General features: G+C 62.3%; 20 protein-coding genes and 1 riboswitch. Of the genes, 6 read left to right on the forward strand and 14 right to left on the reverse strand.

Features of this window, described 5'->3' with window-relative positions:
- Positions 1-5: 5 nt before the first annotated feature.
- Positions 6-1430, reverse strand: coding sequence for an NAD(P)/FAD-dependent oxidoreductase (locus CS1GBM3_RS09130; protein WP_083567374.1), 1425 nt, complete (start codon positions 1428-1430; stop codon positions 6-8).
- Entirely contained in the window at positions 1427-2995 is a 1569-nt protein-coding gene (locus CS1GBM3_RS09135) for a DUF3473 domain-containing protein (protein ID WP_072394770.1), read from the reverse strand. The genes CS1GBM3_RS09130 and CS1GBM3_RS09135 overlap by 4 nt, the downstream gene beginning before the upstream one ends.
- A gap of 621 nt (positions 2996-3616) precedes the next feature.
- Here CS1GBM3_RS09135 and wecB point away from each other — a divergent pair.
- The 3 genes from wecB (at position 3617) to CS1GBM3_RS09150 (ending at position 8617) form a co-directional block, all read left to right on the forward strand.
- On the forward strand, positions 3617-4804 hold the full coding sequence (gene wecB / locus CS1GBM3_RS09140) for a non-hydrolyzing UDP-N-acetylglucosamine 2-epimerase (protein WP_072394772.1): 1188 nt from the start codon (positions 3617-3619) through the stop codon (positions 4802-4804).
- 38 nt (positions 4805-4842) lie between these two features.
- Complete coding sequence (locus CS1GBM3_RS09145; protein ID WP_072394774.1) at positions 4843-6576, forward strand: hypothetical protein; 1734 nt, start codon at positions 4843-4845, stop codon at positions 6574-6576.
- A gap of 295 nt (positions 6577-6871) precedes the next feature.
- Positions 6872-8617, forward strand: coding sequence for a hypothetical protein (locus tag CS1GBM3_RS09150; RefSeq protein ID WP_072394776.1), 1746 nt, complete (start codon positions 6872-6874; stop codon positions 8615-8617).
- A gap of 21 nt (positions 8618-8638) precedes the next feature.
- Here the strand turns inward: CS1GBM3_RS09150 and CS1GBM3_RS09155 are convergent, their stop codons facing one another.
- The 3 genes from CS1GBM3_RS09155 to CS1GBM3_RS09165 form a co-directional block, all read right to left on the reverse strand.
- Positions 8639-9532 carry an energy transducer TonB family protein gene (locus CS1GBM3_RS09155; protein ID WP_072394779.1) on the reverse strand — a complete coding sequence of 298 codons (894 nt, stop codon included), beginning with the start codon at positions 9530-9532 and terminating at the stop codon, positions 8639-8641.
- 150 nt (positions 9533-9682) lie between these two features.
- Positions 9683-11614 carry a TonB-dependent receptor plug domain-containing protein gene (locus tag CS1GBM3_RS09160; protein ID WP_244534605.1) on the reverse strand — a complete coding sequence of 644 codons (1932 nt, stop codon included), beginning with the start codon at positions 11612-11614 and terminating at the stop codon, positions 9683-9685.
- Between the two features lie 221 nt (positions 11615-11835).
- Positions 11836-12058: riboswitch (cobalamin riboswitch) on the reverse strand.
- A gap of 103 nt (positions 12059-12161) precedes the next feature.
- Positions 12162-12830, reverse strand: coding sequence for a TetR/AcrR family transcriptional regulator (locus CS1GBM3_RS09165; RefSeq protein ID WP_072394781.1), 669 nt, complete (start codon positions 12828-12830; stop codon positions 12162-12164).
- Positions 12831-13055: 225 nt separating this feature from the next.
- Between CS1GBM3_RS09165 and glnT the strand changes: the two genes are divergently transcribed.
- Complete coding sequence (gene glnT, locus CS1GBM3_RS09170; protein WP_072394783.1) at positions 13056-14417, forward strand: type III glutamate--ammonia ligase; 1362 nt, start codon at positions 13056-13058, stop codon at positions 14415-14417.
- Here glnT and CS1GBM3_RS09175 read toward each other — a convergent pair.
- Positions 14414-15739 carry an APC family permease gene (locus CS1GBM3_RS09175; protein WP_072394785.1) on the reverse strand — a complete coding sequence of 442 codons (1326 nt, stop codon included), beginning with the start codon at positions 15737-15739 and terminating at the stop codon, positions 14414-14416. The genes glnT and CS1GBM3_RS09175 overlap by 4 nt on opposite strands.
- A gap of 33 nt (positions 15740-15772) precedes the next feature.
- Positions 15773-15901, reverse strand: a complete 129-nt coding sequence (locus CS1GBM3_RS20260; protein ID WP_280173195.1) for a hypothetical protein — start codon at positions 15899-15901, stop codon at positions 15773-15775.
- A 244-nt stretch (positions 15902-16145) separates the two neighbouring features.
- On the opposite strand from CS1GBM3_RS20260, the gene cobF reads away from it, so the two are divergent.
- Positions 16146-16916, forward strand: coding sequence for a precorrin-6A synthase (deacetylating) (gene cobF, locus CS1GBM3_RS09180; RefSeq protein WP_072394787.1), 771 nt, complete (start codon positions 16146-16148; stop codon positions 16914-16916).
- On the opposite strand, the gene CS1GBM3_RS09185 is transcribed toward cobF, so the two are convergent.
- From CS1GBM3_RS09185 to cbiE, 4 genes are read right to left on the reverse strand one after another with little or no spacing between them, the layout of a single operon-like run.
- Entirely contained in the window at positions 16917-18248 is a 1332-nt protein-coding gene (locus tag CS1GBM3_RS09185) for a cobyrinate a,c-diamide synthase (RefSeq protein ID WP_072394789.1), read from the reverse strand.
- The gene (gene cobM / locus CS1GBM3_RS09190; protein ID WP_072394791.1) at positions 18248-19003 is read right to left on the reverse strand and encodes a precorrin-4 C(11)-methyltransferase; all 756 of its coding nucleotides are present in this window, start codon (positions 19001-19003) and stop codon (positions 18248-18250) included. The genes CS1GBM3_RS09185 and cobM overlap by 1 nt, the downstream gene beginning before the upstream one ends.
- On the reverse strand, positions 19000-19404 hold the full coding sequence (locus CS1GBM3_RS09195; RefSeq protein ID WP_244534606.1) for a cobalamin biosynthesis protein: 405 nt from the start codon (positions 19402-19404) through the stop codon (positions 19000-19002). Before CS1GBM3_RS09195 ends, cobM begins: the two co-directional genes overlap by 4 nt.
- Positions 19380-20615 carry a precorrin-6y C5,15-methyltransferase (decarboxylating) subunit CbiE gene (gene cbiE, locus CS1GBM3_RS09200; protein ID WP_072394794.1) on the reverse strand — a complete coding sequence of 412 codons (1236 nt, stop codon included), beginning with the start codon at positions 20613-20615 and terminating at the stop codon, positions 19380-19382. Before cbiE ends, CS1GBM3_RS09195 begins: the two co-directional genes overlap by 25 nt.
- Between cbiE and CS1GBM3_RS09205 the strand changes: the two genes are divergently transcribed.
- Entirely contained in the window at positions 20614-21396 is a 783-nt protein-coding gene (locus tag CS1GBM3_RS09205) for a cobalt-precorrin-6A reductase (protein ID WP_072394796.1), read from the forward strand. The two genes, cbiE and CS1GBM3_RS09205, sit on opposite strands and share 2 nt — an antisense overlap.
- On the opposite strand, the gene cobJ is transcribed toward CS1GBM3_RS09205, so the two are convergent.
- The 3 genes from cobJ to CS1GBM3_RS09220 are packed head-to-tail and all read right to left on the reverse strand — an operon-like array spanning position 21363 to position 23511.
- Positions 21363-22127: a precorrin-3B C(17)-methyltransferase gene (gene cobJ, locus CS1GBM3_RS09210; RefSeq protein ID WP_072394798.1), complete on the reverse strand. Its 765-nt coding sequence runs from the start codon at positions 22125-22127 to the stop codon at positions 21363-21365. The genes CS1GBM3_RS09205 and cobJ overlap by 34 nt on opposite strands.
- On the reverse strand, positions 22124-22882 hold the full coding sequence (locus CS1GBM3_RS09215; RefSeq protein ID WP_072394800.1) for a precorrin-2 C(20)-methyltransferase: 759 nt from the start codon (positions 22880-22882) through the stop codon (positions 22124-22126). Before CS1GBM3_RS09215 ends, cobJ begins: the two co-directional genes overlap by 4 nt.
- Positions 22879-23511, reverse strand: a complete 633-nt coding sequence (locus CS1GBM3_RS09220) for a precorrin-8X methylmutase (RefSeq protein ID WP_072394802.1) — start codon at positions 23509-23511, stop codon at positions 22879-22881. Before CS1GBM3_RS09220 ends, CS1GBM3_RS09215 begins: the two co-directional genes overlap by 4 nt.
- Between the last annotated feature and the right edge of the window lie 3 nt (positions 23512-23514).

The raw sequence follows: 23514 nt of genomic DNA on the forward strand, positions 1-23514 counted from the left end.
TCTGATCAAGCCGTCCTGCGGCTCTGCGCAACGCCGTGCAACGGCGTCCTGGCCTCGAACTCCAAGAGACTGCCAAGCGCCTTCTGAGCAAGCCCGATCGTCTCGTCGACGTTGAGATTACCATTGATGATCTGCGAGGAGTTCACGATATAGAGACCCGGAATGCTTGTCTCCATCGGCGGCACTTTTTGCGAGTAATTGAGCGACTGGATCGCCATCACGTTGCGCGCCCGCGAGACCCGAAACGCCAGAATGTCGTCCTCGGAAAACGTGTCGTACATCTGGCTCAGCGCCGCCACGCACCGCCGGCGGATCTCCTCATCCGGCACTTCGAACAACGGATCGCCCGAAGGCACGTACGTCGGCAGATATACAAGAGAGCGTCCACCGAACTCCCGCGGATCGACAACCGCGGTCATCTCGATGACGCCCGTGAAGGGAATGGTCTCGTCAGCGATGTAGGTCAGGTAGCGGCCACGCAACGGCTTCTTCAACAGCAACGACGAGCACACGACACCCTGGTAGCGCGCGCTGGCGAGACGCTCCCGCTCCGGCTCGTTGAGGTCCGGACACATGCGAGCCGCGAGCGGGCCAGCCGCGGTGACGACCACATGATCGAACGTTCCCTCCCAGTCCTTCGCGCTCACCTCTACGCCGTCGGCGACGCGGCGGATCGAACGGACGGGACTATCGGTACGCGAGACGACGCCGCGGCTCGTGAGGTTCTGCATCAGAGCTTCGATAATGGTTGCGTAGCCGCCCGTGACGGTTCCGAACATCTCCTTCTTGAGCCCGCTCCGGCGCGCTCCGTAAAAGCGGTTGATCACGGACCAAATGAAGGAGGCCGACACGACATTGTGGTTGGAGCCAAGCTTGGCGCGGAGCAGCGGCCGCCAAACCTGCTCGTAGGCGCCACGCCCGGAAAGCCGCTTGAGCCACGTATCGACGGGGATGCTTTCGAGCCGCACGCCATTCCGGATGCGCGACGCATAGAGAATGGTGAACGCTAGCCGCGACTTCTCGATCAGATTGAGCGGCTTGAAGCGCAAGTAATCGATTGCGTCGTTCAACGGATAGAACGTGCCGCCGGTATAGAAATCAGTCTTGGTCGTGGTCCAGTTCATCTGCCCATCGAGACCGATATCGGCGAGCAGCGCGCCGAGGTTCCGATCCGAGAGCAGCGCCACGTGATAATGCCTATCCCAGGTGATAGGCCCGAGCTTCCACGCGTCGGCAAGACCACCGAAACGATCCGAAGCTTCGAGCACCGTGATCTCGCGGCTAGGTCCTGCGAGTTTGTGGGCGAGCGCAAGGCCGAGCATGCCTCCGCCGACGATGCACCACCGTTGCTTTCCCGATGACGCGGGCGAAGGCTCAGCCTCGCCTGCGAAAGAGCGGCCGGGTTCAATACTGCGCAGGGTCGCCGTCATAGGACCTCGTGCGTGACACGGCGCGTCCTGTCGGATGACCTGTGTTGGTCGCCCACGCCGGCCCTCCTCAGAACATCAGCACGCGAGAACAAGAGCTCGCGGATCAGGCCGAGATGCTGCCTGATCACGGAAAGCGTCTTCATCTTCGAAACGCCGAGCAGGCGCGTCTCGAGCACAGTCGGGTACTCGACGATCTTGGAGCCGCTCTGATCCAAGAGAATGAACATCTCCATGATGCCCATGAACCCGCCGTTGGAGGGCTGCAGCGGCGCGATCTTCGAGCGGCGATAGACACGGAAGCACGCCGTGTAGCTCGCAAAACGATGATTGAGAATGCGATTATAGATCCGCGACAGGTTGCGCGAGAGCGCGAGCCGCCAGCCCGGAACGTTCATGACGCCGCCCTTGGGATGGTAGGGCGAGGCCTGCACCAGATCGACGTCCGGTGTAAGAAGCGGGATCATCTTTGCGAGTTCGTGCGGATCGAAGCTGCAATCGCAATCGATGCCACAGACGATCTCGTCTCGCGCCGCGCGGATGCCGGTCATCGTCGCCGCCGCAATGCCGCGGTTCTCGGGATGCTGAATGAGCTGGCAATCGGCGCGATTGCCGAACAGCTCTTGCAGCTTGGCCCAGGTGCCGTCGGCACTACCGTCGTCGACGAAGATATAGGAGAAATCGAAGCGTCCCGCTGTCTCCTTCGCGAACGAGGCGAGGTTGCCTGCGAGATACGGAAGCGTCTCCTCCTCATTGTAGCAAGGCACCACAATCGTGGCCTTCGTTCCGCCCGTTGCACGCGCGACGGCCGCCCCCGCAGCGTCCACGGGTTGGGGCGCAGCGGCCGTTTCCGGGGCAAGCCCGAGATAATCCGCAATGCTCTGGAAGCGATGCGTGGTCAGGAACGCCTCGACGCGCTCCTTCATCTTTTCGAGATTGCGGTAGTGACGGATCTGGCTCAGCCGCTTTGCCGCCGACACCCGCGGTTGGTCGGGATCGAACTCCCAGGTATGGAAATAGAGATGCCAGGGCTCCGTGCTGTTCTGCAGATAGCTGGCGAGGCGCCACTCGTAGAGGGCGCGCGGCGCCTGCCGCAGATAGTTGCCGCCCGTGATCGGCACCGGTACGCCGAGGATGCTGTCGGAGGACAGCGGAACTTCAGTCAGAGACCAGTCCTGGCCCTTGATCTCGCGAATCTTGCGCCACTCCGGCCGACCGGCGAACGCAAAGCCGAACGGGCGAACACTGGAGTCATACTTCACGCCTTCTTTTGCCAGGATCTCATACGGCGTGAGATCGTCTGTCGGAAGCGTGCCGGACGCAATGCGGTAGCCGAGGACCCTCTGCCCCGTCGCCGCCTCGATGGCGTTGCGGGAGCGCTGGAAATCGACGCGGAAATCCTCGGGAGAGAGCTGCGTGTAGTTCCGATGAAGATAGCCCTTACTGGCCACGTCATGACCGCGACGCGCCACCTCGGCGATAAGATCCGGGCAACGCTCGGCAATCCAACCGAGTACAAAGAAAGTGGCTTTCTGGTCAGTGCGATCAAGCAGATCGAGGGTAGCCAACGTCGATTTTTCAACGCGCAATGCAAATCGGGACCAATAACGCTGCGGAATAACCTGCCGCATGGCGGCAACCTGGAAGTAGTCTTCCAGGTTTACGGAAAGAATATTCCGAACATTACTCGCAGATTTTGGCGTATATGCCATTCTACACCAGATAAACTCAACTCATGCATACTACTATCTAAAACGCCGCTCTGCTGTTGGCGAAGGCAGCCAAGGTTAATGGCACATTATGCAAACATCATTATAGGAAATGATCTCACGGCCCGCCCAAAAGGCACGGAAGCAACTTCCTCAAATGATATATCACTTGCACCAAGAGCCGTCAGCCGTCAGCCGATTGCCGCGACATCCCTAGATACCCTAAGTATTCCCCCTAGGCACCGTCATTCGCGCACCTTGGCAATGGCAAGCGGAGAGTGCAGGTTCGTGGACTGTTGATCCAGAAGGTTCGGAAAACGTCATTAAGGCCGGAGGCCCCGATCAGCCTGGGCGGCGAAAGCCCGTTATGCGGAATACCGATTTCTCAACTATCTCGCCCCTCAATGCACCGGAAAAAGCGGGAGCAGGCCTCCGTATGACTTCGCGCTCGATTTACTGAACTTGCCGTTAGGTCGGATTATGAAAACCCTTGTTGTCTTTGGCACGCGCCCGGAAGCCATCAAGATGGCGCCCGTCGTCATGGCTTTACAGCGGGAGCCCAGCGTCGACGTCGAGGTTTGCGTCACAGCGCAACATCGGCAGATGCTCGACCAGGTCCTCGCGTTATTCCAGATCGAGCCGGCCTACGACCTCGACATCATGACGGCTGCGCAGGGGTTGACCGACATAACCTGCGCGATCCTTCAGAAGATCGAGCCTGTTCTCGTCAAGGCGATGCCTGATCTCGTGCTCGTGCACGGCGACACCACGACCACGTTGGCGACGACTCTCGCCTGCTACTACCAGAAAATTCCCGTAGCACACGTCGAAGCCGGCCTGCGCTCCGGCAATCCACTGCAGCCCTGGCCGGAAGAGATCAACCGCCGCGTCACCGACGCCATCGCCAACCTTTTCTTTGCGCCGACCACGAGCGCACGCGCCAATCTTCTGGCCGAGAACGCGAACCCCACCACCGTTCACGTTACGGGAAACACCGTCATCGATGCTTTGTTCGAAACGGTGCGCATCATCGATGAGCGTCCCGGCCTCGAAGCCTCATTGCGGAACCAGTTCGCGTTCCTCGACGCCGATCGCCCGCTGCTGCTGGTAACAGGGCACCGCCGAGAGAATTTCGGCGAGCCGTTCCGCCATCTCTGCGAGGCCATCGCCGACCTCGCGCGAGCGCACGACTTGCAGGTGGTCTACCCGGTTCACCTCAACCCCAACGTCCAGAAACCGGTGCGAGACATCCTGAGCGGCGTTGAGCATGTGCATCTGATCGAGCCGCTGGATTACCTGCCGTTCGTGTATCTGATGCGCCGATCCTACGTGATCCTTACCGACAGCGGCGGCATCCAGGAGGAAGCGCCGTCCCTCGGCAAGCCCGTTTTCGTGATGCGCAATGTCACCGAAAGGCCAGAGGCCGTTGCGGCAGGAACGGTCCGCCTCGTTGGAACGGACCGCAAGCGCATCTTCGACAGCGTGTCTGACGTGCTTCGCGACAGAGCGTGCTATCTCGAGATGTCCCGCGTCCACAACCCTTACGGCGACGGCAAGGCAAGCGAGCGCATCGCCGGCATCATTGCCGGACGCAGCGTTGACGAATGGCTCGGGCCTGTCGGACACGACCGCGCCCCGGTGTCTGCGCCCGTTCACGAGGAAACATAGCATCTCCCGATCGGCTCAAGTCGCTTAACCGCGGAAACATGACGACGGAAAAACTTGACGGAACACTCTCAGGCCGGCAGCCCAATCGGGTGCATGCGGCAGCCGCATTCTGCTTGCTCGTGATCTTCTTTTTCGCCTCGAGCGCCGATAATCGCGTCGAGGCGGTGGACACTCTGAGCTTCTCGGCCAACGCCGAGGTGGCGCCGTTCTGGAGCAATCCCGATTCCAGGATGATCCTGTTCTACCGCCTCAACCGGCTTGCGTTCCGAGCCGTCGACGGGCTCGGCCTGAACCTCAGCGTCTACACCGTCATCGGGTTCTTGAGCGCCTCGTTCGCGGCGGGCGCCGTCCTCCTTCTGTATCGGCTGCTCTCGGGAGCATTCGGTCTCTCAGCGCCGGCAAGCATAGCAGGCGCATTGACGCTCGCCTTTTCATACGGGTTTTTGCGCTACGCGAGCGAGATCGAGGTTTACGCAGGCGGCGCGTTCCTGATCCTACTCTGCCTCAACATACTGTTATCCCGCCTGGACAGGAGCCCGTTCACGATCCGCGACGCCATTGGCGTTGGCACCATAAGCGGCCTCGCGGTCAGCTACTACCAACCGACAGCATTCCCGCTCTTCTTCGCGGCTGCCGTGCTTTTCCTGCACCGTCGCTTTATCATCCTGTATGTGGCCTATGGCGCGGCCGGGGTCGCCACCTACGCTCTCATTGCCATTCTCGCCCTATGGACCGAGCTTGGTCACATACCGGGCCTCCGCGAGCTGACAAGCTTCCTTCTCGCGCGCAGCGAAGAGTTCCATCCACCTCAATTCGGCATTCTCTCCTTCGCCAAAGCAGCGCTAGCTATCCTGCACGATTTCACATCGTTGACGTGGCTTCACGGCATGCCGGGCACGGAGGACATCATCCGGCGCTTCCTACCGTACCACCACTATTACGCCGAGGAGATTTTCTTTGCCGCGCGTCAGAACCCGTTCGCCTGGATCGCGGCGGTTACGTTCGTCGCCGTCTGGGCCTGGCTCTTCTATCTGATCATTACGTCGATCCGCGCAACACGGCGCGATCCTTTAGACGTGAAGACCGTTTTCGTGGTCACCTGGCTCGCATTCGCCGGCACGGCGAACCTCCTGCTCAATCCGGGCGAAACAGAAGTCTGGATCGTAACATTTCCGGCCATCGCCATCCTGCTCGCCGTAACCGTCTACGAGCCATTAAGAGCCCGCGCTTGGCAACTCACCTTGATGGTTGTTCTTCTGCTGTGTCACAACCTGATCGGCATCGCCATCTATCGTTCCGAAGCGGGAGACCTCTTTGCGGGCCGCACAAGTTGGGTCCGGGAGCATGGCGAACGCGGCGACTGGCTACTCACCACAGGAGAGCCAAGCGATTGGTTCAATCGCATGCGTATCCAGCGCTACCCAATCGCCAACAAGCCTCATCCTGGCATCGCCGACCAATTCTTCAACTTCATGTACTTCGACGGCGAGACGGCCACGGTACAGAGCTGGGGAGCAAACCCGTACGTCAGGCTTACACCAGACGAAATGCTGAAAACTTTGAAGACGACAGGCAACCGGCTATTCATCCTTGATGCCGTGCTGGAACCCCGGCCGATGCCGGCCCGCATTGATAATAGCGGCATTCACAAACGGCTTGCCGCATTTGGTGCGTTCTTAAAAGGCTACGCCAAGGTCGTGGACGACGGCCCGCTCGGCAAGACGTACGAGATCGACAAGGCTCGACTGCCCGACACCTTGCCGAAGCTCTAACGACGTCCGATGTCCGGGTTCCCCCAACAGCGCGCCGTCCGAAGGCTCGCCCGGTCCCCCTGCAGAGCGACAGATATCTGGCCATCTCGGCCGAACGATTCAAACGCATCCGCCAGCACATACAACGCGCCCGAGCCACAGCAGGGCGAGCGAACAGATCGCCGGGATCCTTGCAGGCACATCCTTAGCGGCACGGAAACCATGAGCGCTTTTTCCGACTGCGTATAAGCGCGTTTTTATCTAACCACGGCCTGGAAACGATGCTCACGGGCGACCAGATCCATTGACTGATGATATGACAGCCGCGCGCGTCGCCACATTCGATCAAGAGGCCTCTGATCTACGCGTCGTTTCCCGGACAGCCTTCACGGCATTTTCGCTGCTCGTCCTTTTCTTTCTGATGACCAAGGTGTCGAATAGGGTCGAAGCCGTAGACACGCTCACCTTCTCCGCAGATGCCGAGGTTGCCTCGTTCTGGAGCAATCCGGATTCGCGGATGCTCCTCTTCTACCGGATCAATCGCGCAGCCGTGCAAGCGGCGGAGAGTCTGGGCCTGCAACTCGATGTCTACATCGTGCTTGGCGCCCTCGGGGCCATCTTCGCCGCAGGTTCGGTTCTTCTCCTATACAGACTGCTGCGAACGGAGTTGGACCTATCGGGACCGACAAGTGTCTTCGGCGCGTTGACGCTCGCCTTCTCGTACGGCTTTCTGCGCTACGCAACCGAGGTCGAAGTCTATATCGGCGCCACGTTTCTCACGCTTCTGTGCCTCAACCTCCTTTTTCATTACCTCGATCGCCCGCCGCTGCGCGTTTCGCAGGCAATCCTCCTGGGGGCCGCGTCCGGTGTCGCTGTCACCTATTACCAGCCGACGGCCTTTCCGCTCTTCTTCGCCGCCACCCTGTTGTTCCTGCACAAGCGCTATTTTCTTCAATTTCTGGCTTACGGTGCAACGGGAGTTGGCGTCTATCTTCTGAGTGTCGTCCTGGCGCTCTGGGGGGAACTCGGCCGCTTTCCCGAAATGACCGAGCTTTCGGGCCTCCTAGTCGCGCGTAGTGACGAGTTCTTCCCGCCAGAAATTGGCGTCTTGTCCTTTGCAAAGGCCGGCCTGGCCATCCTTCACGATTTTCTCTCTCTCATGCCGTTCTATGCCCTGCCGGGCGCGGAGGAGTTGATCAAAAGGCTGGTTCCGCAGCACCACTATTTCGCCGAGGACTTCTTCTTCGCCACTCGCAACTACGGAGCCATCTGGATTGCAGTCGCTACGTTTGTCGCTGCGCTGGTCTGGTTCGCATATCTCGTCGTGAGAGCGATCTTTGCAAAAGAACGTCGGCCGCTCGATATCAAGGTCGCGTTCGTTTTCCTTTGGTTTGCAATCGTCGTGGCGGCGAACATCAAGCTCAATCCAGCCGAGCGAGAAGTCTGGATCACAAGCCTCCCGGCCATTGCAATTCTCGTCGCTGTCTTCATCTATGAGCCACTGAAGACGAGACCGCGAGCGTTGGCCGTGATGGTCGCTTTGGTGCTCTCTCACAATCTCATTGGCGGCATAGCCATCTACCGCAACCCGGATGGCGATCTCTACGCGAGCCGCACGAGCTGGATCCGCGAGCACGGCGAACGAGGAGATTGGTTGATCAGAACGGGCTTCCCCGGCGACCGCTGGAACAAGATGAAAATCCTGCGCTACCCGATCGCCCACAAGCCAGAGCCGGACATCAGCGATCAGTTCTTCAATTTCATGTTCTTCGGCGGCGACCGCGCGAACCGAGAGAAATGGGGTTACAGTCCGGACGAGCTTATCTCGCCGGACGAAATGCTTCGCCTGTTGAAGACCACTGGCAATCGGGTCTTCGCGCCGGAAGCTGTGATCGATCCGAAGCCGTTGCCGCCGCGCGCGGATCGCGACGAAGTCTATGCCAGACTTGTCGCATTCGGCGCCTTCTTGAAGGGCTACGCCAAGGTCGTCGACGACGGCCCACTCGGCAAGACGTACGAGATCGACAAGGCTCGACTGCCCGACACCTTGCCGAAGCCCTGACATCGCATCCTGTCGCGATCATCAGCGAAAACTGAATGGCATCGCGAAGCGCAGATTCGCGCCCGGCGGAGGCATAGGAAATGGCCCCGCGCCGCGAACGGCGGCAACGACCTTGCCATCGAGGCCGGGGTTCCCCGACGAGCGCGCGACACGGACATAGCTCACGGAGCCCGAGCGCGAGACGCCGAATGCGACGAAGACCGTACCGCGCATCCCGCCTCCCGCAGGCTTACGCGCCGCGACGCGCGCCCGCACGATTGCGGCGTAATTGACCGCCGAGCCTTTGCTCGCCGAAACCCGAGCCGCCGACGCAGCAGAGCCCTTCGCAGCCCGCGAACTCGCGCTGCCTTTCTTTCGTGACGGGCTTTCCGTATCACGCTTCTCAGCCGGATCGGGGAGCTTGGCCGTCTTGACCGGTTTCTCACGCTGCTTGGCTTTTCGCGTCACTTCAACGGATTTCGCGGCGGGGCGCTCGGCGGGCACCTGCGACCCTACGGCATCCTCGCTCGCTAGCATGCCTTGCAGAACCTCTAACCCCGCGGGCGAAGACGCTTCGGAGCGGGCAGCCACTTCCTGAGCCACGACATTCTCTGCCGGATCGACAGGCTTCAACTGCTCCGTCGGCGAAACGCTGGCGGAGGCGCTGTCGACGGACTCGCCCGGATCGGATTGAACGGACTCGGGCGCCGTTTCTGCTTCGACAGAGGGCGCAGCCGCGACGGCTTCCAGCACCTCGGTCTGAATCAACTCGACGCTGACGGCGTCCGTCTTAGGTGCTACCGCACCGGGATCGGCCTCAATCCAGGTCACGACGGCCGCCAAAACGGCGCCATGGATCAGAAGCGAAAAGGCCGTGCTCGCGAGCATGGCGAACGCACGCGGCAACCCGCGACGGCCAGGCGCCGCATCGACCATCGCGAAATAGTCCGGACTTGCTTGAGGCGTTACCGCGCCGTCGGCAGTTTGAATGTCCGTCTCTCCATGACGTCACGAAAAGCAAGGAAGCCCAAGCGCGGGCTCATGATGCAGCATGGACCTCAGCCTGAGCCTCCTTGCCTGTTTCCATCAATCGTTGGGCAATGCCATCGTCAAGCCGCCGTAAACGGAAAGGCCCGCCGTGCCATAGCCGAGAACTGTCTGATACTCCTCGTCGAGCAGGTTCTCGCCACGCACATAGGCTTTCCAGCCCGGCGTGAACTCATAGGCCGCCTTGGCGCCGACGAGTACGTAGTCGTCAAGCTCCACGCTAGCGCTCTGAAGCGTGTCCGCCACATACTTCACGGTGACGTTCAGCTCGACCTTGTCCATCGGCTCGATATCAATGCCGGCCACGAAGTTGTGACGCGGCACATGATTGAGCCGCTCGCCGTTCGGCGTCTCGGTGTCGACGTACGTATAGCCGGCGGTTATGGCGAGACCATCGGTAATCAGCGCGGCAGCAGATAGCTCGACGCCGCTGCGTTGCGTCTCGCCGGGCACGTTGATGAGGCACAAAACACCCGGCGCACCGCAGGCAAAGTTGTAGACGATGAGATTATCGGTGTTGAGCTCGAAGTAGGTAGCGCTGAGCTTCACACGTCCATCTAGGAAGCCCTGCTCGATACCCGCGTCCCAGCTCTCGCTTTCCTCCGGATCGAGATTCGGGTTGCCGTAATCCGGCGCGAAGGAATACGAGCCGAACAGTTCATCAAGGCTCGGCGCGCGAAAACCCGTCGACCGGCTGGCGCGCAGCTTGGTCTCCGTCCCGGGGATCAGGTAGGCAGCCGTCAGGCGGTAGGTGTCGAACTGGCCGAAACTGCTGTGATCGTCGATACGACCACCGCCCGCCAGCACGAGACCGTCGATCGGCTCCATCATGAGCTGGGCATAGGCACCAGTGACGTCTGCCGTATTGCGACCCACCGTATTGACGCTTTCCGCGCCTGTCTCCTCCCAGTCCGCACCGGCAAGCAAGGTCAGGCGGTCATTGAATGTCAGGACGCCCTTGTACTCGCCCTTGATGCGGTCACCCTCGAAGAAGCCGGTGGAGAGCGGGCCGGAGAAGTTGTCGCGTTCGACCTTCATGCCCTGCACGGCGAACGTATTCTGAAACGCACCGTTGAGCAGCGAAAACTCGGTGCCGACTCGGCCAGCGTGCTGCACGGTATCCGTATAATCCGGCGTATCGCCGAGCGTGAATGTTGGCGGCGGGAAGCCATCGAATTTGTTGGTGGCATCCAGCGAGCGAGCGGCGAAGAAGATCTTCGCGGACGGCGAGAGGTAGTATTCGCCGCGACCGGAGAACGTGAGATTCCGGTATCCGTCATCCTCGGTTCCAACCGCTGCAGCAGAGAAGCCGTCCGTGTCGACGCCCTGCACCGTGAAGGCGATATTCGAGCCGTCGTTGGCCGCATAGCCCGCCGTGGCCGCTCCGCGGAAAGTGCCGTACTCGCCGCCCTCGACACCGCCGCTCATGGAATAGCCGGGCTTCGTCGCACCCTTGGTCTCGATGCTGATCACACCGGCCACCGCGTCGCCGCCGTAAAGCGTGCTTTGCGAACCCTTGAGCAACTCGATGCGCGACACATCGCCGACCAGCAGGTTCTCGAACTGAGCCACCGTCTCGACGCCCGACGGGTCGCTGATATCGATGCCGTCGACAAGCACCTTGACGTACTTGCCGGCGGCGCCGCGCAGCGAGATGCGGGTCGACGAGCCGGGCGGGCCGTTCTGGCTGAAATTCACGCCCGGCAGCTGCTCGAGGTAGTCCTTGAGATAGGTGCGCGACTGTTTCTCGAGATCCTTCTCAGTCAACACCTCGACGGACGAGCCGACCTTGGCCGCATCGGTAGGCGTTCGGTTGGCGGAATAGATGGTGATGCCCTCGAGAACGGTCGTTCCCGCGTCCTGCGCGAGAGCGGCACTTGAGGCAGCGCCTAGAAATGCACACGTCGACAGCAGCAGCGCTCTGGAAGCGCCGAGACTGTGTGAAGCAGTCGTCCGAATTCTATAAGACACGAAGGTCCCCCGTCACGGTCGATGACGGGAGCTCAGCAGGTGCGGCCTACAAAACTGGGCGATCGCTTGCGCGCACGCGTTACGCAGCGCGGCTCGCTAACGCGAGTTCGATCTCACGATCTGTGGGTGAATGAAACCCCGGCCATGCCTGACGTAGCTCCCGATCGGTTGCACATCAGCCGCCACTACGGGTAACCGTTCCACCGAGCGTCCCGCACGGAGGATGGGCGACTTGTGTCGGCAGGTCTCCTGGCTCACGGCTCAAGCATCGCTCTCCAGCCTTCCCGGAGCCTCAACGCGGGGCTCCAGTGGCAAATATTGGAGAGGACTCGCCGCTAACAGTTGCGGGCGCAGCCACGGGATCGGCGCGAGCGCCTCACCGTGTTCCCTCTTAGTCGCCACCCGCACGGGGCGTGTGGCAACACCGTCACGCCTCTAATCCGCCGCAGGTTTGCCCATCTGTCAACGCAATTCTTTGTCGCTCAGCCCAGGGTGTGCCCCACGCGCCACCTGCGCAGCATCAACGCCCCTCGCCGCTAGGCCTGGACTACGGCTTGAGGTGAGCGTCGAGAAAGGCACGCAGCTGCCGGATCGCCGCGAGGGGATCGAACTTCTTCAGGATCACGGATCGCACGAAGACACCGTCGAGATACGTTGAGATGAACGTTGCCGTCTCATCCACATCCACGTCGCGGAAATCGCCGGACCTCACGCCTGCCGAAAGCGTCTGCCGCAGCACGTCCCGCTCCTCGTCGTAAAAGCGGTGGATCACCTCGTCGAGCCGCGACTTGCGCTTGGCCGTCTTGGCATAGTCGATCGAGATCATGACCAGCTTGGCAATCGTACCGAACTGCAGAATGTGCGTGTCGAGCCAGCCGTAGATGATGTCACGCGGACGCTCGCGCCCTTGGCGCGAGATGCGGAACTGCTCGAAGGCCCGCTCCACAGCCAGTGACACCGCGCGCCGGAAGAGTTCCTCCTTGCTACCGAAATAGTAATAGATCAGCGCCGGATTGAAGCCCGTCGCGTCCGCGATGTCCTTCGTCGTCACGGAGGAGAAGCCGCGTGTGGAGAAAAGCTCAAGCGCTGCCTCCCTGATCCGCAACTCAGCATCCGGCGCCGCGACGCTGAGCTTCGGCCGCCCGACGCCAGTCCCGCGCCGGGCGCGAGAGGTCGCGGCCTTGTTCTGAGTTAACGGCTTTTGCTCTCGCGCCATTCAGCGTGTCTCATCGTTTCCGACTTCCTTTGTAGCCGACTCGTCGCCGACGTCGCTGCCGCAGCAATGAGCATTCTGGTGGAACGGATGTTCAAAAAAGGAACGATGCTGCAAACGTTTTCGCTTGAAGAATAAATTAATTCACTGATTAATTAAATACAAGACGCGTGTTCGTACGGGCCTGCGCAGCGCAGATTGCGGACGCACTCAAACGGGAGCACGACAATGGATGCCATAACCGACAAGAACCCCGACGATATCGGCAGAAAGTTGAATGAATCCGGCGTCAGTTACATGCTGGCGAGCTACGTCGATATGCATGGCGTCTCGAAGGGCAAGGTCGTACCCATCGCGCACCTCGACCGCATGATGTCTGGCTCGGAGCTGTGCACGGGGGCGGCGCTCGACGGCGTGCCGCAGGATGTGAGCGACGAGGAGGTGGCCGCGCATCCCGATCCCGCCTCTTGTACGGTACTACCCTGGAAAAAGGATATCGCCTGGTTCGCGAGCGACCTGTGGTGCGAAGGAAAGCCCTTCGAAGCCTGCAGCCGCAATATCCTAAAACGCGCGCTCGCGAAGGCCGGGAGCATGGGCTACGCCATGAACCTCGGCATGGAGGCCGAGTTCTTTGTGCTGCAGGATGACCCGGCTCTTGGCTACAAGCCGCTCTCGGATCGCAAGAACCTCGAAAAGCCCGCCTACGACGTCTCGCGCATGCTCGACAACATGGGCTGGATGGACGAACTCGTGCAATCGATGAACAGCCTGGGCTGGGACGTCTACAGCTTCGATCACGAGGACGGCATCGGCCAGTTCGAAATCGACTTCAGCTATTTCGACGCGCTCTCGATGGCCGACCGCTACGTCTTCTTCCGCCTGATGGCCAACGAGATCGCACGCAAGCACGGCGGCTTCGCGACGTTCATGCCGAAGCCATACGGAGACCGCGCAGGCAGCGGCGCCCACTTCAACATGTCGCTCGCCGACGTGAAGTCAGGCAAAAACCTGTTCTCGGATCCAAGCGACCCGCGCGGCTGCGGCCTGTCCAAGCTCGGCTATCAGTTCCTCGCCGGCGTACTGAAGCACTTGCCGGCGATCTGCGCCGTGGTCGCGCCGACCGTCAACAGCTACAAGCGCCTGGTGCTCAAGGGCTCTATGTCAGGCTTCACCTGGGCGCCGGTCTGGGCCTGCTACGGCAACAACAACCGCACGAACACACTGCGCATCCCGCTTGGCGGCGGGCGCGTCGAGCTACGCGCGGCCGACAGCTCGTGCAATCCATACCTCGGAGCAGCGCTCGTCCTCATGGCCGGCCTCGAAGGCATCGAGAAGGAGCTCGATCCCGGCGACCCTCACACGGACAACATGTATCTAAAGAGCGAATCCGAGCTCGAATCGCTTGGCATCACGCACCTTCCGAAGACACTCGAGGACGCACTCGATGCCTTTGAGGCCGATACCCTCACCGAAGCGACGTTCGGCCCGAAGATGTGGAAGACATGGCTCGATTTCAAACGCGACGAATGGATGAGCTACATCAACCACGTCTCGGACTGGGAGAAAGCCCGCTATCTCAAGTTCTTCTAGGGTGCGGCCGCAATGCGTCGCCCCGTCATGTGACGGTAGACCGACTCCGCCGCGAAAGACGCGCCCGCAATGAGAACGAGAGCCAGAAGCGCGGCCGGCTGCTGCTGATAGGTGTAGACGGAAAGAATCCCGAACATGCCGAGGCATGTGACGAGAGACAGCCATACAATGACTGCGCTCGCACCCGTCTCCTTGAGCACACGCAAGTGGCCCGCATTAACCGCCGCATAGACCAACAGGAACGCTGCACTGCCCATCATAGCAATGCCTGAGAGGTCGAAGCACAGCATCACCAAGATCACGAGACCCGCGGTGAGCATGAGGCCTCCGGTCGCGTCCTTCCACGCTGTGCGCGTCAACCTTACGGGCAACTCGCCGTCACGCGCGATCATGTAGCACACGTTGGCCGATCCGAAGAGCGTGGCATTGATCGCCGAAGCCGTGGAGAAGAGCGCGGCAACCGCGATCAGACGAAAACCAAGCTCGCCGAGAAACGGCTTGGCGGCTTCTGCAAGAGCGTAGTCCTTCGACTGCTCGATTTCTGCGTTGCTGAGGTTTCCCGTCACCGTCACCGCCACGACGAGGTAAAGCACGATGACGATAAGTACGGCGGCATAGAGCGCGCGCGGCAACAACTTGCGTGGATTGTGCATGTTGGCAGCCGCGTTTGTCACGAGACCGAACCCTTCGTACCCGATGAACAAAAGGCCGGCTCCGAACAGCACGGATTGCATCGGCGGCCAGTGCATCGGCGAAAGGTTCTCGGCCTTGACGAACCAAAGGCCGGTAGCGGCAAACAGCACGAGGATCACCACCTTTACGGCAACGATGATCGTCTCTCCACGTCCCATGATCCTGGCACCGAACGCGTTGACGACGGTGAGCGCAACCACCGCGCCCACGGCCAGCGCCTCAATCAGAAGCGCCGACGGTCTTTCACTTATAAAAGTCGCACCGTAGCTCCCGAACGCCGTTGCATAGAGCGCAAGCGAGATGATGTAACCGGCCCACATGAAGAGGTTGAGACCGCCCGCAAGCACGCCGTCTCCGTAGCTCTTGACGAGAAAATGCACGGCACCTCCCGCAGAAGGATACGCGGCTCCGAGCTTGGCGTAGGAATAGGTGCTGAGCAGCGCCACGACGCCACCAATGGCAAAGGCGAGCCACATTGCATTGCCCGCCACCTGCGCCACCACACCCAGGATCGAGAAGATGCCCGCGCCGACCATGCCGCCGATACCGATCGACACGGCGGCCAGCAATCCGATTTGGTCGGAACCAGAGTTTGGGTCAGACGAGGATGCAGAGGGAGGAGCCGCCATTGCCGAACTCGCCACAACCCTCGCTGAAAACACTCAGGGCGCCACAGACGCGGCGGGCGGCGGCGTATCGACGATCGGCGCGTCCGCGAACACGAAAAGATACGCAAGGATCGCCAGAATGCAGGCCACGCCTCCGAAAATGACGATGCGCTTTGTGTGCATGGCACTGCCCTTGCCCGCCGGATGAGCTGAGCCTATTTGGGCTACCCGTCGAGCACAACGCCAATTCGTCTCTATCAAAGCTTAGTGTTAAGGCCCCGTAGCGCCCGTTCACACAGCCAGAAACCGTGGTTCGGCGCCGCGTTGACGTCTCGCCTTACGCCATCTTAATGCTGCCTGCTGCTACGGAATCAACTCTGGGCAGGTTTCCGGAAGTCGAAATCACAATGACCTCGCAGAAGTGTCCATGAGAAAGCTGCTCGTTATCGGCATAGGTGCTGGCAACCCGGACTTCGTAACCGTCCAGGCAATCAACGCACTGAACAAAGCCGACGTCTTCTTCGTCTTCGATAAGGGCGAATCGAAGAGCGGCCTTATCCGTCTCCGCAAGGAGATCTGCGAGAGGTTCATCAAGGATCGCTCTTATCGCTTCGTTTCTGTCGACGATCCCGTGCGCGATCCGCTGCCGACCGGCTACAAGCGCGGCGTCGAGGAATGGCATCGGGAACGAGCCGCTCGGCTGGCCTCACGGATCGCGACCGAGCTCGGCGAAGACGGATGCGGCGCGTTTCTCGTCTGGGGCGATCCGAGCCTTTACGACAGTACGTTGCGCCTGCTGGACCTGCTTCGCGACACGGGCGATCTCCCATTCGACTGCGAGGTGATCCCCGGCATCAGCAGCGTTCAAGCGCTCGCCGCGCAACACCGGCTCGTGCTCAACAGCATCGGCGGTGCGGTGCAGATCAGCACGGGGCGCGCGCTCGCAGAAAACGGATTTCCACCTGATGCCGACAGCGTCGTCGTCATGCTCGACCGCGGCGACGGCTTAAAGGCAGCGGCGGCGCAGGAGGACGTGGAGATCTACTGGGGCGCCTACCTCGGCACGCCCGACGAGGAGCTCGTTTCCGGCAGGCTGCGAGACGTCATCGACGAGATCGAGCGTATTCGCGCCACCGGGAAGGCACGCAGCGGCTGGATCATGGACACCTATCTCTTGCGGCGAATCCGCCCGCAATGATCAGGCGTCCGAAGCCGACAGCAGATGGAAGAACGAGCCGGTGGCGCTGCCGACACGCGAGCCGGCGGCAACACGTGCGCGCGAAGCATCCGCCAGCTCCAGCAAAGGCTCGCCATCGTCCGAGAGCAAGGTCGCATAGTGGAACTCATGTCCGTAGATCTGCGCACCCTTGCGTCCGAGAAGGCAATCCGATCGGAGCGTAGCCCGGCGATAGCCAAGATGTAGCTTGCGCGTGCGGAAGGACGTCTCCGCCGGCAGCAGACCGACCATCGCGTGGCGTGTCCCGTCGGCATCCTCGAGCCCGCGTCCGAGCACCATGTACCCGCCGCACTCGCCGTGGATGGGGACGGATCGCTCCGCGAGCAGCTTCAAGCCGGCGATGAAGCGCGACGCGGCCGTGATTTTACCGGCATGGAGTTCCGGATAACCTCCAGGTAGCCACACCGCATCGATATCGCCCGGCGGGGCCTCGTCATTGAGCGGCGAGAAGAAGACAATCTCCGCCCCGGCCGCCCGCCATCCCTCGAAAAGATGCGCGTACGTGAACGAGAACGCCGCATCATGCGCAACAGCAATGCGCTGGCCGGGAGGGCGCATGCCCCACGTGCCCCGCGTTGAAATTCCGGCCTCACCTGCCGCGGCCCGGATTGCATCGAGATCGAGCGACGCCTCAACGAGAGCGGCGAGCTGCGCGATACGCTGCATATAATCTGCGTGCTCGTCGGCCTGGACGAGACCGAGATGGCGCTCCGGAAGACGAATGGCATCGGCGCGCCGCAACGCACCGAAAACTGGGGTTCCGATGCTCTCAAAAGCCGGGCGGATCAGCGCCTCGTGCCGCTCGCTCGCGACCTGGTTCAGGATGACACCCGCAACGCGCACATCGGAGCGATAGCGCGCGCACCCAAGCGCCAAAGCAGCCGCAGTTTCCGTCTGCCCGGAAACATCGAGCACGAGCACGACCGGCCAGCCGAGCAGCGCCGCCAGATCCGCCGTGGAGCCGCGCCCGGATAGACCCTGATCACCGGCGCCGTCGAACAAACCCATCACGCCTTCCGCGATGCAAAGATCGGCGTTCTTTCCGGCAGAAGCGACGATCTGCCCGACGACCGTCTCCGGCATCGCCCACGTATCGAGATTGAAGCTTGGTCGTCCCGCCGCGCGGCCGTGGTGTCCGGTGTCGAGATAATCCGGCCCGGTCTTGAACGGCTGCACGGCAAGGCCTCTTTGGCGAAACGCTGCAAGAAGACCAAGCGCAACCGTCGTTTTCCCCGAGCCGGAGCTCGGCGCGGCAATAACAAGCCCCCGCGGACGAGTAAGCACCTCTGCCATCAGCGTCCCCGATAGCGTCTCTGGTAATCGACGCTGTAAAGAGCGCTTTCCCGGAAATCGCCGCAGGTGAGCGCCGGCCCGACGAGGATAAGCGCCGTGCGATCGATGGCCGTCTCCTGAACAGCACCCGCGATCGTGCCGAGCGTGCCGCGCACGATCTCCTGGTCGGGCCAGCTTGCCTTCGTAACGACGACGGCCGGACAGTCTGCCCCGTAAAAAGGCTCAACCTCGGCCACGACGCGCGCGATGCTCTGGATCGACAGATGGATCGCAAGCGTCGTCCGCGACGCCGCGAAGGCGGCCAGCGTTTCGGTTGGCGGCATGCCGGACGCGCGTCCAGAGGTACGCGTCAGGACGAGCGACTGGGCAATCTCAGGCAACGTCAGCTCCTGACCGAGCGCGGCAGCCGCGGCCGCAAACGCGGGCACGCCCGGCGTCATGGTGTAAGGAATGCCGAGCGCCTGAAGGCGGCGGATCTGCTCTCCGGCCGCACTCCAGATCGAAAGATCTCCCGAATGTAGCCGCGCGATATCCAGCCCGGCATCATGTGCCGCCTTGATCTCGGTCATGATCTCGTCGAGCGAGAGCGGCGCGGTATCGATAATGCGCACGCCGGCCGGGCAGTGCTCCAGCAGCGCCTTGGGCACCAGAGATCCCGCATAGAGGCACACCGGACAAGCAGCGATGAGGTCGCGCCCGCGTACCGTGATCAGATCCGGCGCACCAGGGCCTGCACCGATGAAATGCACGGTCATGGCAGCCTCCCATCGCCAACTGCCAAAGCACACGTGGTCGTGGGGCCGGCCCAACGTGGACCAAGAAGCCGGGCATTTTTTCCGGCGGCCAGCAATGCGGACGCTTCCGCAACGGATGGCGTGCCTTTGTGCTGAAGCGCCGCCTTCGAGAAGGTAAGAATAGAGCCCGCCACGCTCCGCAGCTCCTCAGCGCTGAAGGCTACCAGCGCGACACCAAGCCGACGTGCGGCTTCGCGGAGCCCCGGCTCCTCGGTTTTGGAAACCTCCGTCGCAAGCACCGCGATCTCACCCGCGTAGCCCAAGCTCGCCCATGCAGCGCTAATCGCGGCTTCGATCTCCTCGGCGGGTGTTCCACGTCGACAGCCGATACCGCACGCTAGCATGGCTTCACCACCCGCCATTGCGTCACCGGCCGCGCTGGCGTCCAGCCCATCTCGTTGCCGATCGGCGCCGCGCGCGCCACGTCGAGACGAACGAGATCGCCGCCGAGTCGACCATAGAGATCGAGCATACGCTGTTCCGTCCTGAGCGCGACCGCGTTGGCCACCAGCCGGCCTCCAGGCTTCAGCGCATCCCACGCGGCCTCGAACACACCGGCATCGCTCATCCCACCGCCGAGGAAGACGGCGTCGGGCGCAGGCAGACCGGCAAGCGCATCCGGCGCACGTCCCATCACGACGCGAAGATCCGGCGTGCCCAACGTTGCCGCGTTTCGCGCAGCCCGCTCGGCCCGGTCCGCGCGCCCCTCGATGCCGACGGCGCGCATGGACGGATGACGCAACAGCCACTCGATGGCGATCGAGCCCGCGCCGAGCCCAACGTCCCACAGCAACTCTCCCGCGCGCGGTGCCAGCGACGAAAGCGTAACGGCGCGGATCTCGCGCTTCGTCAACTGCCCGTCACTCTCGAAGAGGTCATCATCGAGTCCCGAGGCAAGACCGATCATGGCTGCAGTCACATCCTGCGGCAGACTGATAGCTACGGTGTTGAGCGCATCGATATCCGAAAGCGCAAAATCGGACGCCAAAGATGTCCGAATGCGCTCGCGCGAACCGCCCAGCGTTTCGAGAACCGTGAGCGTCGCCATGCCCAGCCCGCGCGCCGCGAGCAGCCGAGCGAGACGGGCTGGCGTCTCGCCATCCCACGACAACGCCAGGATCCGCGCGCTAGGTTGCAGATAGCGCGCAATCGACTCGAGCGGACGCCCATGCAATGTGACGAGCGCAGTATCCTGCAGCGCCCAGCCAAGCCGTGCTGCCGCCAGGCTGAATGCCGAGGGCTGCGGCAAGCACAGAATCTCCTCCGCCGCGACAATCTCGACAAGCTGCTTACCGATGCCGAAGAAAAACGGATCCCCGCTCGCCAACACCGCGACCGGCCGCCCGCGTCGCGCAACGATCTCAGGAAACGCGCCGCTGATCGGGCTCGGCCACGCGAGCTGCTTGCCGCGAAGCGCATCTCGCGCCAACATGAGATGACGCTGGCCACCGACGACCAGCTCGGCCTGCCCAAGAAGCGCCTTGGCCGCGTCGGAAAGACCGGCGACGCCATCCTCGCCGATTCCGATCAGCGCCAGCCAGCGCCCATCCAATCGCCGCTGAGACTCACCCATGGAAGCCCCCAAGATGCGCGTCCTGATCCTCGGAGGCACCACAGAGGCGTCGGCGATCGCGCGCCACCTCGCGCAAGATCCACGCTTCGCGGTGACGCTGTCGCTCGCTGGACGTACGAGCAATCCCGCCGCGGCTCCGGGTTTGGCACTGCGCGTCGGAGGCTTCGGGGGTTCCGCAGGGCTCGCACGCTGGCTGGCGGAAGAAAAGATCGCGGTCGTCATCGACGCGACGCACCCCTATGCCGCGCAAATTTCGCACAATGCCGATACGGCGGCAGCAGAACGTGGCCTTCCACTTTGCACCGTGATCCGCCCGCCCTGGCAGCCCGATCCGGCCGATCGCTGGCAAACAGTCCATTCGATGGAAGCTGCGGCCGACGCCCTGGGCACCGAGCCGCAACGCGTTTTCCTGAGCATCGGTCGGCAAGGCGTTGGCGCCTTCCTTCGTGCGCAACAGCACAGCTACGTCATCCGCAGCATCGAGCCGCCCGAAGACAACGCGCTGCCGCCCGACACGACGGTGATCCAGATGCGCGGCCCTTTCACGCTTGAGGACGAAATCGATCTTCTGAGGTCCCGACACATCGATGTCGTCGTCAGCAAGAATGCAGGCGGCGCTGCGACCTACGCCAAGATCGAGGCTGCGCGCCGCCTCGTGCTTCCGGTCGTGATGATCGAGCGGCCGTACAAGGCCGGTCGCCATTTTGTGGCCACCGCGGAAGAGGCGCTCGACTGGCTGGTCGCACGTCATGCGATGTCCCGCTCCGACCGCGGCGTGTAAATCCATGGCGCGGCACCCGAGCGCTCGATAGCCCGCGTCTGGCTCGAACCAATGAGAACGAGCGTGCGCATGTCTGCGCCCGCCGCGTCGGCGTCGCCAAGCCGCGCGATCCGCGTCTCCGCATTCGGCGTGCCGGCTGCCTTGACGAACACGACAAGCGTGTCCGGTGACTTCCACCGCTGAAGAAGCGCAAACGCACGGCCGAGCTGATCAGGCCGCGCAACAGACGCAGGGTTGTAAAGCGCAATAACGAAGTCACCCTGGGCCGCCGCTTCGAGACGCCGCTCGATGGTGCTCCACGCCTTGAGATTGTCGGAGAGCGAGATGGTGCAGAAGTCGCCGCCCAACGGCGCCCCGACATGGGCCGCAGCCGCGAGCATCGCCGTCACGCCGGGCTCGATACGAATATCGAGTGCGCGCCACGACGGCTCGCCAGCTTCCACCGCCTCGAACAGTGCGGAGGCCATGGCAAACACGCCAGGATCTCCGCTCGAGACAACGACGACGCTCTTCCCCGCCGCCGCCAAAGCCAAAGCCTCACGCGCGCGCTCGACCTCGACACGGTTGTCTGACGCGTGACGGCGCTGGCCCACAGGACTAGGCGGCACACGATCGAGATAGGTGACGTAGCCGACAAGATCGGTCGCTTCAGCGAGCGCCCGGCTCACGGCAGGAGTCGTCAACTCCGCGCTGCCCGGCCCCAGGCCGACGACGGTCAGCTTGCCGCTCACAGCCGACGCCCCTGGCCGGGAATGATCACCATGGCGAAATACGTCCCTTCGATATCATCGCACTGGCTAAGCGGCAGAATGCGCTCGTCCTCCATCGTGCCCCGCTCGACGTAGATCGCGCGTTCGCTCAGACCGGCGATATCGACCGCGCGACGCACCTTGGCGAGGTTGCGCCCGATCTTCATGATCACCGCCGCATCGGACGACGCAAGACGCTGTGCGAGACTGGCCTCATCGAGCGTCCCGGGCACGACCGTCAGAATGTCGTCACCCCAGGTGATAGGCGCGTTTGCCCGCGTCCAGCATCCCGACATGCCCGTGACGCCCGGCACGACCTCGACCGGCACGATGGCGTCCAACCGCCGCCACATGTGCATGAACGAGCCGTAAAAGAACGGATCGCCCTCTGCCAGCAGGCCCACGGAATGACCGCTCTTGAGCTCCCGCTCGATCGCGTCAGCGGTCTCTCGATAGAACGCGGCGATCTGCGTCTGATAGTCCGGGTGCTCGGCCGGAATCTCGTCGGTCACGGGATAGACGAACTTCAGCTCGCGCCGCGTATCATCAACGAGCCCCGAGACGATCTTGCGAGCGTTTCCCTGCCGGCCCTTCTTGGCGAAGTAGGCAAGCACATCGACCGAGCGCACCAGCGCGGCCGCGCGGAGCGTCAGATAGCGCGCGTCGCCGGGGCCGACGCCGATGCCGTACAGCGTGCCGGCCTTTGCCGTTCCAGCGATGTCCTCAAGAGGGATCATTCGGTCTCACTTGCGAGCGCGTTGATCGCGGCAGCGGCCATTGCGCTACCGCCTTTTCGGCCCGCGACGATCAGATACGGGCAATGGCCGGAGGCCCTCAAAGCCTCCTTGGATTCAGCCGCGCCGACGAAGCCGACGGGAATTCCGATGATCGCTGCCGGACGCGGCGCGCCTTCGTCCAACATTTCAAGCAGCCGGAACAGCGCCGTTGGCGCATTCCCGATCGCAACCACCGCGCCGCCGAGCAACGGCCGCCACAGCTCGAGAGCCGCCGCCGAACGCGTCGTTTGCAGGCGATCTGCAATCTCGGGCACCGCCGGATCGCCGAGTGAACAGATAACGGCGTTATCGGCCGGCAGGCGGCTGCGCGTGACGCCGTACGCCACCATGTTCGCGTCGCAAAGGATCGGCGCCCCTACAAGCAGAGCAGCGCGAGCGGCCGACGCGAAGTCGTCCGACATGAGGATGTCGGACGCGATCTCAACCATGCCGGAAGCATGGATGATACGCACGGCCACTTTCTCCGCATGGCCCGCAAAGCGCGAGAGATCGGCCTCCGCCCGAATGATGGAGAACGAGTTGCGGTAGATCTCCGGTCCATCGCGGAGATAGGAGCGCTCTTGCTGCATGAG

The sequence above is a fragment of the Hyphomicrobium sp. CS1GBMeth3 genome (assembly GCF_900117455.1).
Classification (GTDB): Bacteria; Pseudomonadota; Alphaproteobacteria; order Rhizobiales; family Hyphomicrobiaceae; genus Hyphomicrobium_C.

Bases quoted from the DNA above. Each gene is read 5' to 3' on its own strand.
- CS1GBM3_RS09130 (WP_083567374.1), bottom strand. From the start codon at position 1,430: ATGACGGCGACCCTGCGCAGTATTGAACCCGGCCGCTCTTTCGCAGGC.
- wecB (WP_072394772.1), top strand. From the start codon at position 3,617: ATGAAAACCCTTGTTGTCTTTGGCACGCGCCCGGAAGCCATCAAGATG.
- CS1GBM3_RS09145 (WP_072394774.1), top strand. From the start codon at position 4,843: ATGACGACGGAAAAACTTGACGGAACACTCTCAGGCCGGCAGCCCAAT.
- CS1GBM3_RS09150 (WP_072394776.1), top strand. From the start codon at position 6,872: ATGACAGCCGCGCGCGTCGCCACATTCGATCAAGAGGCCTCTGATCTA.
- CS1GBM3_RS09155 (WP_072394779.1), bottom strand. From the start codon at position 9,532: ATGGTCGATGCGGCGCCTGGCCGTCGCGGGTTGCCGCGTGCGTTCGCC.
- CS1GBM3_RS09165 (WP_072394781.1), bottom strand. From the start codon at position 12,830: ATGGCGCGAGAGCAAAAGCCGTTAACTCAGAACAAGGCCGCGACCTCT.
- glnT (WP_072394783.1), top strand. From the start codon at position 13,056: ATGGATGCCATAACCGACAAGAACCCCGACGATATCGGCAGAAAGTTG.
- CS1GBM3_RS09175 (WP_072394785.1), bottom strand. From the start codon at position 15,739: ATGGCGGCTCCTCCCTCTGCATCCTCGTCTGACCCAAACTCTGGTTCC.
- CS1GBM3_RS20260 (WP_280173195.1), bottom strand. From the start codon at position 15,901: ATGCACACAAAGCGCATCGTCATTTTCGGAGGCGTGGCCTGCATTCTG.
- cobF (WP_072394787.1), top strand. From the start codon at position 16,146: ATGAGAAAGCTGCTCGTTATCGGCATAGGTGCTGGCAACCCGGACTTC.
- CS1GBM3_RS09185 (WP_072394789.1), bottom strand. From the start codon at position 18,248: ATGGCAGAGGTGCTTACTCGTCCGCGGGGGCTTGTTATTGCCGCGCCG.
- cobM (WP_072394791.1), bottom strand. From the start codon at position 19,003: ATGACCGTGCATTTCATCGGTGCAGGCCCTGGTGCGCCGGATCTGATC.
- CS1GBM3_RS09195 (WP_244534606.1), bottom strand. From the start codon at position 19,404: ATGGCGGGTGGTGAAGCCATGCTAGCGTGCGGTATCGGCTGTCGACGT.
- CS1GBM3_RS09205 (WP_072394796.1), top strand. From the start codon at position 20,614: ATGGAAGCCCCCAAGATGCGCGTCCTGATCCTCGGAGGCACCACAGAG.
- cbiE (WP_072394794.1), bottom strand. From the start codon at position 20,615: ATGGGTGAGTCTCAGCGGCGATTGGATGGGCGCTGGCTGGCGCTGATC.
- CS1GBM3_RS09215 (WP_072394800.1), bottom strand. From the start codon at position 22,882: ATGATCCCTCTTGAGGACATCGCTGGAACGGCAAAGGCCGGCACGCTG.
- CS1GBM3_RS09220 (WP_072394802.1), bottom strand. From the start codon at position 23,511: ATGCAGCAAGAGCGCTCCTATCTCCGCGATGGACCGGAGATCTACCGC.